The organism is Megasphaera sp. (genome assembly GCF_047831605.1).
Lineage (GTDB): Bacteria > Bacillota > Negativicutes > Veillonellales > Megasphaeraceae > Megasphaera > Megasphaera intestinihominis.
On record NZ_CP181255.1, the window covers coordinates 2,152,169 to 2,166,707 of the forward strand.

Annotated in this window: 13 protein-coding genes and 1 pseudogene; 12 read left to right on the forward strand and 2 right to left on the reverse strand. The window is 48.1% G+C overall.

Annotation, left to right across the window (positions count from 1 at the left end; all coding sequences use genetic code 11):
* Nucleotides 1-65 precede the first annotated feature (65 nt).
* A complete protein-coding gene (gene clpB, locus ACFWUB_RS10260) occupies nt 66-2,654 on the reverse strand; it encodes an ATP-dependent chaperone ClpB (RefSeq protein ID WP_302681476.1) in 2,589 nt (862 codons plus the stop codon).
* 182 nt (nt 2,655-2,836) lie between these two features.
* Between clpB and ACFWUB_RS10265 the strand changes: the two genes are divergently transcribed.
* The 12 genes and pseudogenes from ACFWUB_RS10265 (at nt 2,837) to ACFWUB_RS10320 (ending at nt 13,826) form a co-directional block, all read left to right on the forward strand.
* Complete coding sequence (locus ACFWUB_RS10265; protein ID WP_416183908.1) at nt 2,837-3,646, forward strand: tetratricopeptide repeat protein; 810 nt, start codon at nt 2,837-2,839, stop codon at nt 3,644-3,646.
* Nucleotides 3,647-3,665: 19 nt separating this feature from the next.
* Complete coding sequence (locus ACFWUB_RS10270) at nt 3,666-4,094, forward strand: hypothetical protein (RefSeq protein WP_020310847.1); 429 nt, start codon at nt 3,666-3,668, stop codon at nt 4,092-4,094.
* Nucleotides 4,095-4,770: 676 nt separating this feature from the next.
* On the forward strand, nt 4,771-5,610 hold the full coding sequence (locus ACFWUB_RS10275) for a phage replisome organizer N-terminal domain-containing protein (RefSeq protein WP_416183909.1): 840 nt from the start codon (nt 4,771-4,773) through the stop codon (nt 5,608-5,610).
* Nucleotides 5,594-5,983 (forward strand): hypothetical protein, encoded by a 390-nt coding sequence (locus ACFWUB_RS10280; RefSeq protein WP_301877542.1) that lies wholly within the window; start codon nt 5,594-5,596, stop codon nt 5,981-5,983. The genes ACFWUB_RS10275 and ACFWUB_RS10280 overlap by 17 nt, the downstream gene beginning before the upstream one ends.
* A gap of 851 nt (nt 5,984-6,834) precedes the next feature.
* On the forward strand, nt 6,835-7,374 hold the full coding sequence (locus ACFWUB_RS10285; RefSeq protein WP_416183910.1) for an N-acetylmuramoyl-L-alanine amidase family protein: 540 nt from the start codon (nt 6,835-6,837) through the stop codon (nt 7,372-7,374).
* A 687-nt stretch (nt 7,375-8,061) separates the two neighbouring features.
* Entirely contained in the window at nt 8,062-8,280 is a 219-nt protein-coding gene (locus ACFWUB_RS10290; protein ID WP_302491453.1) for a hypothetical protein, read from the forward strand.
* 201 nt (nt 8,281-8,481) lie between these two features.
* Complete coding sequence (locus tag ACFWUB_RS10295) at nt 8,482-8,712, forward strand: DUF2922 domain-containing protein (protein WP_292300832.1); 231 nt, start codon at nt 8,482-8,484, stop codon at nt 8,710-8,712.
* A gap of 133 nt (nt 8,713-8,845) precedes the next feature.
* Nucleotides 8,846-9,442, forward strand: coding sequence for an RNA polymerase sigma factor (locus tag ACFWUB_RS10300; RefSeq protein WP_416183911.1), 597 nt, complete (start codon nt 8,846-8,848; stop codon nt 9,440-9,442).
* Nucleotides 9,443-9,591: 149 nt separating this feature from the next.
* Nucleotides 9,592-10,853 (forward strand): annotated as a pseudogene (locus ACFWUB_RS10305) (IS256 family transposase).
* Between the two features lie 291 nt (nt 10,854-11,144).
* A complete protein-coding gene (locus ACFWUB_RS10310; protein WP_416183912.1) occupies nt 11,145-11,813 on the forward strand; it encodes a helix-turn-helix domain-containing protein in 669 nt (222 codons plus the stop codon).
* Nucleotides 11,810-13,333, forward strand: coding sequence for a type I restriction-modification system subunit M (locus ACFWUB_RS10315; RefSeq protein ID WP_416183913.1), 1,524 nt, complete (start codon nt 11,810-11,812; stop codon nt 13,331-13,333). Before ACFWUB_RS10310 ends, ACFWUB_RS10315 begins: the two co-directional genes overlap by 4 nt.
* Complete coding sequence (locus ACFWUB_RS10320; protein ID WP_226886746.1) at nt 13,323-13,826, forward strand: restriction endonuclease subunit S; 504 nt, start codon at nt 13,323-13,325, stop codon at nt 13,824-13,826. Before ACFWUB_RS10315 ends, ACFWUB_RS10320 begins: the two co-directional genes overlap by 11 nt.
* On the opposite strand, the gene ACFWUB_RS10325 is transcribed toward ACFWUB_RS10320, so the two are convergent.
* Nucleotides 13,823-14,524, reverse strand: a complete 702-nt coding sequence (locus tag ACFWUB_RS10325; RefSeq protein ID WP_416183914.1) for a restriction endonuclease subunit S — start codon at nt 14,522-14,524, stop codon at nt 13,823-13,825. The genes ACFWUB_RS10320 and ACFWUB_RS10325 overlap by 4 nt on opposite strands.
* Nucleotides 14,525-14,539: the final 15 nt, after the last annotated feature.

Consider the following 14,539-nt stretch of genomic DNA (forward strand, 5'->3'; position numbering starts at 1 on the left):
TTAGTGTCTGACAGCGTTTTCCACATACTAACAGCTAACATCTAACGGCTAATAGCTCGCCACACTCACGCGGCATGGGCACGCATGGGCGTGAAGGTGAAGCCATTGCCGTCGTAGCCGATGGTGACTGTATCGCCTTCACGGATAGTACCGGCGATGATGTCGCGGCTCAGGGCCGTTTCGACGGTATGCGTGATCAGACGGCGCAGCGGACGGGCACCGAACTGCGGGTCGAAGCCTTTGTCGGCCAATTCCTGCAGGGCTTCGTCGGTCCAGGTGAGGTGGATCTTGACCTGTTTTTCCAGACGTTTGCCCAGGCGTTCCAGGAGGATAGCGGCGATATTGCGTACCTGGTCTTTCTGGAGCGCTTTGAAGACGACGATGTCGTCGACACGGTTGAGGAATTCCGGACGGAAGTACTGTTTAAGCAGTTCACGGACTTTCTTGTTGGCTTCGTCGTAATCCTTCGATTCGAGGATTTCGTGGGAGCCGAGGTTACTGGTCATGATGATGATGGTGTTCTTGAAGTTGACTACACGGCCTTTGCCATCGGTCAGGCGGCCATCATCGAGAATCTGCAAGAGGACGTTGAAGATGTCCGGATGGGCCTTTTCGATTTCGTCGAGGAGGATGACGCTGTACGGACGACGGCGGACGGCTTCAGTGAGCTGGCCCCCTTCATCATAGCCGACATATCCCGGAGGAGCCCCGATCAGGCGGGATACGGTATGTTTTTCCATGTATTCCGACATATCGATACGGATGATGTTGCGTTCATCATCGAAGAGGGCTTCAGCCAGGGTCTTGGCCAGTTCGGTCTTGCCGACACCGGTCGGGCCGAGGAAGATGAAGGAACCAATCGGACGGTTCGGATCCTTGATACCGGCACGGGCGCGGATGATAGCATCGCTCACGACGCGGACGGCATCGTCCTGGCCGACGACCCGTTTATGCAGCGTTTCGTCGAGGTGCAGGAGTTTTTCCCGTTCGCCCGTCATCATCTTGGTGACCGGGATACCCGTCCAGCGGCTGACGACCTGGGCGATATCTTCTTCGCCGACTTCTTCTTTGAGGAGCTGCGAATCCTGGTGTTCAGCCAGGTAGGCTTCCTGTTCCTTCAACTGTTTCTGCAGTTCCGGCAGTTTGCCGTACTTCAATTCCGAAGCCTTGGCCAGGTCGTAATTGCGTTCTGCCTGGGCCATGTCGCTCTTGACGGCGTCGATTTCTTTCTTCAGGCCCTGCATGCGCAGGATGGACTGTTTTTCTTTATCCCACTGGGCTTTGAGCTTGCTTTCCTTTTCTTTCAATTCATTCTTCGTTTCCGTGATCTTAGCCAGGCGTTCTTTGGAAGCGTCGTCCGTTTCTTTGTTCAGGGACTGTTCTTCGATTTCCAGTTGCATGATCTTATGGCGCAGTTCGTCAATCGGCGTCGGCATGGATTCGATTTCCGTACGCAGTTTGGCGGCAGCTTCGTCGACGAGGTCGATGGCCTTATCGGGCAGGAAACGGTCGGAAATGTAGCGGTCCGACAAGACGGCGGCAGCGACCAGGGCTTTATCACGGATGCGGACGCCATGATGGACTTCGTAGCGTTCTTTCAGACCACGGAGAATGGTGATCGTGTCTTCAACAGAAGGCTGATCGACCATGACCGGCTGGAAACGACGTTCCAAAGCGGCATCTTTTTCGATGTATTTCTGGTATTCATTGAGCGTCGTAGCGCCGATGCAGCGCAGGTCACCGCGGGCCAGCATCGGTTTCAGGATGTTGCCTGCATCCATGGAGCCTTCAGAGGCACCGGCACCGACGACAGTGTGGATTTCATCGATGAAGAGGAGAATCTGGCCGTCCGATTTGGCGATTTCATTGAGGACCGATTTGAGTCGTTCTTCAAATTCGCCACGGTATTTGGCACCGGCGATGAGGGAACCCATATCGAGGGAGTAGAGGGTCTTGTTCTTCAGCGATTCCGGGACGTCGCCGCTGACGATACGGCGGGCCAGGCCTTCGACGATAGCCGTCTTGCCGACACCCGGTTCACCGATGAGGACCGGGTTGTTCTTACGGCGGCGCGAGAGAATTTCGATGGTGCGGCGGATTTCGTCGTCACGGCCGATGACCGGGTCCAATTTATTCTGGCGGGCAGCAGCGGTCAAGTCGCGGCCGTATTTTTCCAGGGCCTTGTAGTTTTCTTCCGGGTTATCACTGTTGACGTTGGCCTTGCGGTTGGCTTTAATGGTACTCATGATCTTGTCCTGAGTCAAGCCGAATTCACGGCACAACTGCTGGACTTCGTCGTCGCTTTCGCTGACGATGCCCATGAGGATATGTTCCGTGCTGATATATTCATCGTGCATGGAGTCGGCCAACTGCTGAGCCTTGCCGATGACACGGACCATTTCTGTCGACATGGACAACTGGCTGGAGCCTTTGACAGACGGGATTTTCTTCAATAACTGTTCCAAGCGGGCCTGGAGCATGGGGACGTCAGTGTGACATTCCGAGAAAATCGTATTGAGCAGGCCTTCCGGTTCTTTCGTCAAGCCCATGAGCATATGGACCGACGAGAGTTCCTGGTTATAATGGAGCGCGGCAATCTGCTGGGCAGACTGGAAGGCTTCGATGACCTTTTGCGTATATTTTTCGTTTCCCATAATTAAGACCTCCTTACTTATGGTGGAAGTAATCATTCTTAGGAGCTTTCCTCAAGCTCTAGTATCATTATACCGTTAAAAGTCAAAAAGTCAATAGGTCAAAAGAAGAAAAGTCAAAAAATATATTTGACAAAGGAAGGGGCCTTTCGCTACACTTAATCTGTCAGGAAGGAGACACACTTATGGATGAAAAAGAACGGAAAGCTTTTGAAGGCGATGCTCAAGCGCAGTGTGACATGGGCGATGACTATTTTTTTGAAGCTTTCGATGCGGATATAGAAGATAAAGATGTTTTATATAGGAAAGCTATCTATTGGTATCACCGGGCCGCCCAGAAGGGGCACGCCGCCAGTCAGTACAACTTGGCCTATCAGTATGAACACGGTCTGGGGATAGAGATTGACTTGGAACAGGCCGTGTACTGGTACCTCCGGGCCGCCAATCAAGGCTACGGCGCAGCCGAGAACAATCTGGGCCATCTTTACGAAACGGGATGCGGCCTGCCCCAGGACTATGCCCAGGCCCTGCACTGGTACGGCCGGGCGGCGCGGCACGACGATGCCGACGGCCAGTGCAATACGGCCATCATGTACCAGTTCGGCTATGCCGGCAAGCGGGATTACGACCAGGCCGCCTATTGGTATGCCCAGGCCGCCGGGAAGGGCCAGACCATTGCCCAGAACAACCTGGGATACCTCTATGAGACGGGCCGCGGCGTCCCCCAGGACTGGGAACTGGCGGCGCACTGGTATTACGAAGCTGCCATGGCTGGTGACGGACCGGCTCAGAATAACCTGGGCGTCCTCTATCGCGACGGCCACGGCGTCCGCCATGACCTCTGTCAGGCGGCGTATTGGTTCGCCCAGTCGGCTGCGTCTGGCTATAAAGAGGGCATGAAGAATTATGCCCGTGCCCTGGAAAAGGGGGAAGGCGTGGAGAAGGATACCGTCGAAGCGGCCTATTGGCGGCATAAGGGAAATGAACAGGACTGACATTTTTACGTAATTGAGCATGATCCACTCCCGCTGGTTCCGCCTGGTCGTCATCGTCGTGCTGATGGTGGCCGGCGGCCTTTTCCTCTGGCAGTATAACCAGGTCGATAAGCCGCAGCTGGTCAACAGCGATGGCCGGGTCTTTGAAAAGGCCCGCGTCGTCGATATTGTCCGCGATAATCTGCAGGAAGACGGAAGCCGTGTGGGCGATCAGATCGTCACCTTGCGCATGGAAGATGGCCCCGATGCCGGACAGACCGTTCAGGCGAATTGCCCGAACGGTCTTCTCTTTGGGACCGTCTGCCAGCCCGGGATGGCGGTCATCGTCATTTCGGCCAACGTCGGCGCCATGGGTGTCCTCTTCCTCTTTTTCCCCATGGTCCTGCGCGGTATGGGTCCCGTCGCAGCGGCCTTGAGCGCAGTGACACATAAAGTGGAACATAAATGATTAAAGGACGCAGGCCGCCGTTCGCAGTTCGCAGGCCGCCGCGGATTCAGATGCGGCGTTCCGCCGCGACAGACTCACGATTTTTTGACCTAAAATTTTTTCTTTGCCTGCAGGCCTGGTAAATCAAGCCTTTTGACAAATGCCTGAAATTTTGGTTAAATAAGAGTAACCTGTTAACTGCCGTGTAGGCAGCTTAGAAATTTTGAAAAAGAAAAACAGGGATTCTTCCTTGGTTAACTGCCGCATAGGCAGCTCAGAAAAACAGGGACAGTCGCACGAAGGTTTTGACCATCATGCGACTGTCCCTGTTGCTTTATAATTTGCAGAGAAAACTTTTAAATTTTAAGCTATCCGCTAACCACTAACTGCTAGCCACTAACAACTTAAAAGGGACTGTCGCATATGCGATAGTCCCTTTTTTGCTGCTTCCCATACTTCTGTAACGCGTTACCTGTAAAGAGAAGAAAAGAGAAAGGGAAAAAAGAAGAGAAAACATACATAAAAATTTAAAGCATACGCTTAAAAAAAGGTGACACATGTCCGCAGCTTTTTCTCTTATATGGGTGTCAAGGGCAAAAGCCCAAACCGAAACGGAAACGAGGTGCTGATAATGAGAAGGCTGCAATGGCTGAAAACCAGGACGGGACTTTTTTCAGATCCCCGTATGCTTTGTCTGATGAATCAGGCGAACGGCGATTCGTACATCGTCCTCTGGTTTTTCCTGAAAGACATGGCCGGGACGGTTAATGACAACGGCCTTGTCTACGTGTCGGGACAGGAAGCCATGACGACGCAGCTCATTGCCAAGTGCCTGCACCGCCGCCGACCCTTCATTGAAAAAGGGTTGACACTGTTGGAAAAACTGGAACTCATCGAACGCGACAAAAGCGGTCTTATCCGCATTGCCATCTGGGATGAATTACAGGATTTCCAGCGCGACGAAAAGAAGCGGGAACAGACGAAAGAACGGGTCCGCCGCTACCGTGAGAGGCAGCGCCAAGCTCAGCGGGAAGATAGTTCGGTGGATGCGGCGCCTGTCATGACGGCAACGTCAGCTTCTGATGAAATGGCCATGACGGCAGAAGAAGCGCCGGTCTATGACGGCGAACCTGTGACGATGCCGAAAGTCATGCGTGACTACGCGTCGGTCCAGAAATATCAACAACTCTTTGGTCCCATGCAGGGCGAGTTCGCCCAACAGCTCATTGATTTAGAGAAATTGTGGGGCAGCGAGTCGACCTGTATTGCCATTGAACTGGCCCATGAAAACGGGGTCAACAACATCAAGTATATCCAGGCCATCTTGAAGAACAGCAACGGCCGTCCTATGAAGAAGGAGGACGCTTATGCACGTAACCAGAGAGAATATTACGAGCACCTTGATGCGGTGTTACATGAAGCCCGGAGAGAGAAGCTGCAACGATTACAAGCTGAAGATGCTCGAAGAAATGCTGCCCGAAACGATGACGGCACAGCAAGCGGAATCTCTTTTGCATCGCTTGTTAAAACGATGTAAATTCGAGCCATCCATTGCCGAAGTCATGGAAGAATGGTATGCCATCGTCCGCGAGAACCGCCGTCCCCAGGTCTTTCAGGCCGGACCGGCGCAGACCGTGCCCCAGCGCCACATCAATCGGCTGAAAGATACGCGGAATGCCTTGCTGGAAGGGCGTCCCATCGAAGGGCTGAACCTGTCGGAGAAACTCATCCGATTCGCCCGCAGTTTTTTCCCGGAAATCAGCCTGTCCGTCATCGAACGGAACCAGTTGGAAATCTCTAACTGTATGACCGACCGGCAGAAAGACTTGGAACGGAAAGACGGCTATATGACTTATATGAAACTCGATAAACGCGGCGTCATTACGCTGTATATGTCTAAAATCCAATGAGAGAAAGGAGACGAGAATGAACCGGATATTAAGATTTTTGAGGAACCTCGACAAAAGGAAGCTCATTTTCATCCTACAGAGAGCCAGTGCCGTATTGCTGCCGATTAGGCCCTATCCGGACTGCGGACGCGGGCACTGCCCCTGTCCGGCCGTAAAGCACAGGCCCATGCAGGGCATCGCCATCGGAGGAACGACCGCCAGCGTCCATATGAGGCAGTAAATTGGGATTCGCAGGCCGCAGGTCGCAGGCGGCAGTTCGCCTCGGAATCAGATGCGGCGTTCCGCCGCGACAGACTCAAATTGACAACATCGCTTCGGGAAGCCCTCAGCTTGTAAAAATAGCCCCGACTGGGGCTGCGTAGGGGCCGGCCTTTAACCTCTCAGACCGCCTTTGGCAGCCAGCTCCCCTATAAAGGGAGCCTTGTGCGGCCCGCTGCGAGGTTTCATCACAGCCCATCCTGGTATAGGTATAATGGTGGGTTTTTACGAACCATTCGTCATAAATTCCGGCTATGCACAGAGGTCACGGCGGGCGCGCCACGTGCACGCCCCTACATATCGCATACAGGCGATAAAAAATCAACGTAGTTCGCAATTCGCAAAGAAAATGTACGGCGATGGCTTTGTGCGTAGGGGCTTCCGCGTGGGAAGCCCGCTAGAGAGAGTTAACAACAGCCTATCCAGGTATAATGGCAGGTTTTTACGAACCACGAACCACGAACAACGAGCTACGGCTTTTTCCGAAGCGGCCTGCGACCGGCGGGGCCGTTAAGCCTCAAACTCGATGAACGACGAACGACCTACGATGAACAACAAAACGGCCGTCAGGCCATACTATCGAAAGGAGTGCTATGAAAGTATATCTCAATGCCGGGCACGACCGGCAGCTGGATCCGGGCGCCGTCAATCGCCGCCTGAATCTGTGTGAATGTGATGCGGCCTATGAATTGGCCCTGGGTGTCCAGCAATATTTAGAACGAAATGGAATAGCCGTTGTCTTTGGGCAGGACGATGACCTCTATCGTATCTGCGACCAGGCCAATCAGGCCGAATGTGATCTCTTCGTATCCATTCATTTCAACGCCTACAATGGCAGGGCCAGCGGCACGGAAACGCTTATTTCCGGGTCCACCGGCAGCCTCATGCTGGGGCACTGCATCCAGAGCAATTTGAAAGCCGTCCTGAATCTGCCCAACCGGGGACTCAAGGAACGGCCGGGACTCTTTGTCCTGCGCAATACCATCATGCCTGCCGTCCTCGTCGAAGTCTGTTTCATCGACAACGACTTCGACTGGCGCCGCTACGACGCCCACCGCGACGAAGCAGCCCGGGCCATCGCGACGGGCATCATACAGTACCCGCACCAGATGCATGGCGCTCAGGCGGCATGATGAACGCAGGCCGCAGTTCGCAGGTGGCCGGCCGCCTCGGACTCAAATGCCGCTGCGCGGCGTCAGACTCAAACTAACAACATCGCTTCGGGAAGCCCTCAGCGCGTAGCGGGCGCCCCCTCTACGGCGGTCCGTTTCAGCAACCGTCTTGACATTCTTTGCAGTCATGACCTGACGGGCTGAAAAGGCACGTGGCGCCCCTACGGATGCGGTTTCGCCGCGGTCCTGCGGACCAAAAAAATTCACGGCCATCGGCCTTGTGCGTAGGGGCTGTCCCAAAGGGCAGCCCGCTGGAGAGATTCAACCACAGCCTATCCAGGTATAATGGCAGGCTTTTAAGTGATGAAAAAATGAACGCAGTTCGCAGGCCGCAGGCGGCAGGTCGCAAAAAAATACACGGCCGAAGGCCTTGTGCGTAGGGGCTTCCACGTGGGCAGCCCGCTAGAGAGATTCAACCACAGCCTATTCAAGTATAATGGCAGGCTTTTAGGCGATAAAAAAATGAACGCAGTTCGCAGTTCGCAGGCGGCAGGTCGCAAAAAAATACACGGCCGAAGGCCTTGTGCGTAGGGGCTTCCGCGTGGGAAGCCCGCTAGAGAGATTCAACCACAGCCTATTCAGGTATAATGGCAGGCTTTTATGAGCTACGAAGGCTCTTCATATACGAAAAGAAAGGAGAAATGAACTATGGCAGCAGAACGCAAAGCGATTTCCAGCAAGTTAAAGCTGGTCATCAGCTACAACGACGAAAATGACAATTTGTGCGAAAAATCCGTACAGATGCGTAACCTCGTCACCGGCGTCGAACCGGCAAACGTCGTCACCGCCGTCAACGCCATCGGTACGCTTTATGAAGACCCCATCACGGGTATCCATGAAGTCGTCGAAAACGAAATCACGGCGTAAGGGAAGAACCTCTCAGTCAGCTTCGCTGACAACTCCCCTACAAAGGGAGCCTAGCCTCCCCTGATAGGCCCTTTTTGGCCCGTCAGGTGCTGACCACAGGGAAGCACAGGGCGGTTGCCAAAACGGAGAGCTGAGCTGGAGGTGGCCCGAAGGGCCGGAGAGGTTGCTCTTCTCATAATACCAAAGAAAGGAGGAATTACCATGGCCATTAAATCGGAAACGAAAACGTTACAGCTTACATTTGTGGACGGAGCCAGCAAAAATGTCAGCTACTCCATTTCCAATCCGAAATCTGATTTGACGAAAGAAACCGTCGATACAGCCGCGCAGACCATCGTCGACAGCAAGATTTTTGCTACGACCGAAGGCGGTAATCTGACCGGTCTCAAGTCGAGCCAGATCGTAACCCGTAAAGTCGAAACGCTCGAATAAGCGTAACCGAATAGAGATGCCTTGGGCCGCATATCGGCCCAGGGTATTTTCGCATTTTGCCAAAGATTAAAATTTGCTAAGATAAATTCAGAAAAGAGGTCTTAATTTGATTTTAAGGTAAGGAGAGGATTACGTGACCATATCATTGCGACACTGCGTGCGTGAAGCACAGCACGGAAATCATGAAGCTGTTTTGTTCTTATTACGTGAATTTGAACCTTTGATTCGTAAATATGTAAAAAAATATTATGTGTATTACGAATCACTCGAAGAAGCCATTTCGACGGCTGATCATGCTATCGTCGATTGTATTTTTACTTTTGACCTAAATAAAAAAGACAACCAGAACGACTACAGAAAGAACAATGTACAACGGCAACTGCTGGCGGCTGTACACAATGCTTTTGAATGTGAAAGTTACCGGAAACAATGTTATTGGAAACGCGTCCAGAAAAACATCATCGAATCGGATATCGTCACCGATTTCCCCTATAATTGGGCTGCGCCGGAAGAAGAAACGCCGGAACACTGCCTGCTGAAACAGGAGAAAAAAGAACAGGTGTGGAAAGCCCTGAACAGATTGAATGAAACGCAGCGGACGCTTATCGTCGCGCATTACATACATAACCAGACCTACGATTATATTTCGAAAAAATATGGCATCGAAAAAAGCAAAGTCCGCCGCATTATCAAACGGGGACTGAATGTATTGCGATGTCTGCTGGAATAGAGAAAAAAGTGCTGCCGCACAGAGCTTTGGCTTTGGGCGGCAGTTTTTTTGCTGCCATCGGGAGTGTAAAATAGTTTGTGTAAACCAGTTATTGCACAAATCAAATTTATCCTCCATAATTGGGTAATCAAATATTGAGGATGGTACTCATGACGAAACGTAAAAAATCTACGCCGACATTCGGAGAACAAATTGCTCAGCAGATTCTTGAAAACTATGATCTTAAAGATGCTCAGGACATACAGAATGCCTTGAAGCAGGTTTTCGGCCCTATCTTTGAAGCCGTACTGAAAGGGGAAATGCAGAATCACCTCGGTTATGAAAAAAATGGGCATTTAGAAGATTCAACAAATGCTCGTAATGGGTATTCCCAGAAGACGTTGAAAACCTCGCTGGGCGAAGTCCCTATTCGTGTCCCCAGGGACCGTCAGGGCCAGTTTGAACCTCAGATTGTAAAGAAACATCAGCGCGATGTGTCGTCGATTGAAGGCAAAGTATTGGCCATGTATGCACGCGGTATGAGCCAGCGTGACATTGCCGCCACCATCGAAGACATTTATGGTTTCCAGCTCTCTCATGAACAGATTTCGAACATTACGGACTGTGTCATGGAAGAAGTGAATCGCTGGCGCACACGGCCGCTGAAGCCATTCTATCCTTTTTCCTTTGTAGACTGCATCTATGTTTCTATGCGGACAGAACGCGGTATCCGTCAGGTCGCTGTCTATGTGATGCTAGCTTACGATACCAACGGGCACAAAGATGTACTGGGCCTTTGGATTAACGAAACGGAAAGCAAGCATGCCTGGATGCAGATTTTCGATGAGCTCAAAGCCCGTGGCATCGAGGATTTAGGCATTCTCTCATTAGGCATTCTCTCAATCGATGGTGTATCCGGTTTGGAAGAGGGCGCAAAGGCTATTTTCCCGAACGTCACGGTGCAGCGTTGCATCGTCCATCTCGTACGAAACTCGATTCGTTATATTCCACGGAAGCAGTGGAGTGCTTTCACAAAGCAGCTGAAAGGAATTTATGGTGCGGTAAACGTGGAAGAAGCACGGCGGGGGGCGACCAGTTTAAACAGGACTGGCAGGAATATCCCGGTGCCGTCGCCGTTTGGGAAAACAACTTCCAACATGTTGAGCAGCTCTTTAATTACGGCCGTGCCGTACGTAAGGTCATGTACACGACCAATGCTATCGAAAGCGTAAATGCCAGCTTCCGCAAGGTTACGAAGAAAGGTTCATTTCCTAATGAAGACGCTGTTTTTAAAATATTCTATCTTCGAATCTTGGAACTCTACAAGAAATGGAATTCACATTGCCTAGCCAATTGGGCGATGATTCGGAACCAGTTGCTCATTGATGAACGGCTTGGACCTCTGATGGAAAAATACGACAAAGATTTCTAAAAAATTTACACAAAATTCTTGACATACCCCAATTAGGTATGTGAAAATTCATTAAATAAATAAAATATTTGCTTAAGAAATTTATCGATTCACCAATAGATGATGAGTATTTGTGATATAATATAAATATTCGTGGTACGAATTATTTAATTCGACTTTTGCATATGGGGTAGAAAATGAATACCGAAATTGAGATAATAAAAAGAAGAATTAAGAAAATAATTGATTATAGTTCTTTCCAAAATCGTGAACTGATAGTTGGAATTGATGGCTGTAGTCCGGAGGTGGATTATGTGCGATAATTCACGTTCTGTCAGTGACAGATTAAAAGAACTTTTTGCAGATGAAACTGATGCTATTACGGCAAGCAGGCTTCATATGACCCAGGGGAATCTAAACAAAATAAAAAATGGTAGACAAGCTTTAACCGTAGACAACCTTCGATTAATTAGTGAAACATATCATGTATCTGCTGATTGGATTTTAGGTTTAAAAGAAGGTAGAGCCATTAATGATATTGATTTAGATAGGCTAGATTATAGCCAGGTGTTTGTACTCATCGATAAATTGTATGAAAACAAAACAATTGAACCAGCTAGTTTAACTGAAACTATCAAAACATCTGATTCATATGATGAAGTGAATTCGGAAGAAGTGCTGGATGATAGCCAACAAATTTCTACTGTAGGTATTGACTATGACCTTATACGAATTAATGATCCAGCATTATCATTCATGTTACGACGAAGAGTGAAATTAATTGAGGTGGATTTTAATATTTTTAATGATTGGAAAGAAAAACATTTGAAGGACTATAAGGGAATTCCTTTATTACTTTGTGATGAAGAAATGCGCGATTATTTACTCAATCATTGCTCTGGGAAAACAGAAGGGGATTTGATTGAAACGTTAAAGAATTATATAAATTTGCTTTCAAAAAATAAGGGGAAAAATAAATGAGTAATGTAAATACAGCTGATATAGGATTTGAAAAAGAACTGTGGGACGCTGCCTGTGTCCTGCGTGGAAATATGGATGCTTCTGAATATAAAAATGTTATTTTAGGGCTCATCTTCCTCAAATATATATCTGATAGTTTTGAAAAAAAATATAAAGCCCTCGTCGAAGAAGGCGAAGGCTTTGAAGAAGATCGTGATGAATATGAAGCGGAAAATATTTTTTACGTGCCTCATGGCGCCCGCTGGGAAGATATTGCCAAGGCGGCTCATACACCAGAAATTGGCAAAATCATTGATGAGGCCATGATTGCCATTGAAAAGGAAAATAAATCCTTAAAGGGAATCTTGCCGAAGAACTTTGCTCGTCCGGAATTAGATAAAAGACGGCTAGGTGAAGTGGTGGATATCTTCACTAATAAAGTGAAGATGAATGATACGAATGAAAAAGATATCCTGGGCAGGACCTACGAATATTGCCTGCGGAACTTTGCCGAACAAGAAGGAAAGAATGCCGGACAATTCTATACTCCATCCTGTGTAGTTCGTACGATTGTAGAAATTCTGCAGCCCTATAAAGGCCGAGTATATGATCCCTGCTGTGGGGCCGGAGGGATGTTTGTACAATCTGCAAAATTCATCGAAGCCCATCAGGGAAAGATCAACGATATCTCCGTATTTGGACAGGAAAGTAATCCGACCACTTGGAAAATGGCTAAAATGAATCTGGCAATTCGCGGTATAGATGCAAATCTGGGAAATATTCCAGAGGATACCTTCTTAAGTGACCAGCATCCGACAATGAAGGCTGATTTCATTATGGCTAACCCACCATTTAATCTCAGTCCATGGGGGGGCGACAAGCTAAAAGAGGACCAACGTTGGATGTACGGCATGCCACCAGAAGGCAATGCAAACTTTGCCTGGATGGAGCATATGATTTGGCATCTTGCTCCAGAAGGAAGAATTGGCATGGTACTTGCTAATGGTTCTCTTTCTTCCAATACTGGTGGTGAAGGTGATATCAGGAAAAATATCGTAAATGCAGATTTGGTGGAATGTATTATTGCGATGCCTAGTCAGTTATTCTATACCACGCAAATTCCGGTTTGCCTCTGGTTTCTAAACAAGAATAAGAAACGTAAAGGTGAAACACTGTTCATTGATGCACGAAAAATGGGTACGATGGTTAGTCGGAAGCTGCGAGAACTTACTGACAGTGATAAATCCGATGAACTAGGAGATATCCAAAAACTTGCACAGACCTATAAAGAGTTTGTAGCTGGATCCTTGAAACCGGTAAAAGGATATTGTGCTGTCGTTTCTACATCAGATATAGCAAAACAAGATTATATTTTAACGCCAGGGCGGTATGTTGGCATTGAAGAGCAGAAAGATGATGGAGAACCTTTTGATGATAAAATGAAACGGCTTACCAGTGAGCTTTCGGAGATGTTTAAAAAATCCCATGAGCTTGAGGATGCGATTAAGAAAAATCTGGAGGCGATTGGATATGAAATCTAAGCTATCAGATATCTGCTTTTACTGTAAAGAAAAGATTGCGATTGCTGAACTATCCAGAGAAAATTATATTTCTACTGAAAATATGCTTCCAAATAAAAATGGAGTAACTATTGCTGCATCATTGCCAACAACGATTCAGACGCAAAAATATGAGAAAGGGGATGTCTTAGTATCTAACATTAGACCGTATTTTAAAAAAATATGGCTTGCTAATAAAAAAGGTGGATGTTCTAATGATGTGCTCGTGTTTAGAGCTAAAAATGATATAGAACCGCGGTACCTTTATTATGTCCTTGCAAATAACTCGTTTTTTGAGTATTCAATGGCAACCGCCAAGGGAACCAAAATGCCAAGAGGCGATAAGAAAGCCTTGATGGAATATGGGATACCAGATTTTGACTTAAAGGAACAGCATAAAATTGCTAGTATACTATCAACCATTGACGATAAAATTCAATTGAATAATAAAATAAACAAGAATTTAGCGGCTTAAATGACAATCTTGGAAACGTCGATCTCACCAGACATCAGCTTGGGCAATAGCGTGTCCCGAATTTCTTTCAATGCATCATTCTCAATATAGTTTGTGTACAATTGATTAGTAATATAACTTGAAATTTTCTCAAATTCAATTAAATCATCTGCTTTAGGAATAAATATTGGATGTTTTATAATGTGTGTAACTTTTATACTTGGCTGTACAGAACCAATATTGTATGCAAATAGATCAGCACGAATAAACCGTAAATATTGATAAAGATACAATGGGCTAATGGTGATAGCTCTGAGGGCAATAACATTTTGTGCAATACATCCTTTCGTGCCAAGGTATATTTTTATTTCGCCTAAACTGCCAACTGTTGAAATTAATATGTCCCCAGGCTTAGGATGCCCACGACGAAACCAAGTTTCATATGTAGCTTTATTGACATATTTCGTGCAATTATTAAAATCAATGATACGGCAAGAACCCTTAAGGGAACCGACGTCAATAATTGGGTATTCAAAGGTGTTAGTTGTAAGTGGTGGTGTTTTTCCCCGGTTGTCAATAATAGTAATTAAATCTCCAAGTTTTGGGCATGTACTGGTAGTTGCTTTAGAAATATTATCCTTGAATTTGTGGGCAAATAAAGTTGCAAGCTGCTCCTCTAAATTCTTGTTTATAACTCCCACCAACGGCGGGAGCAACAACCAACGGAACTGCCG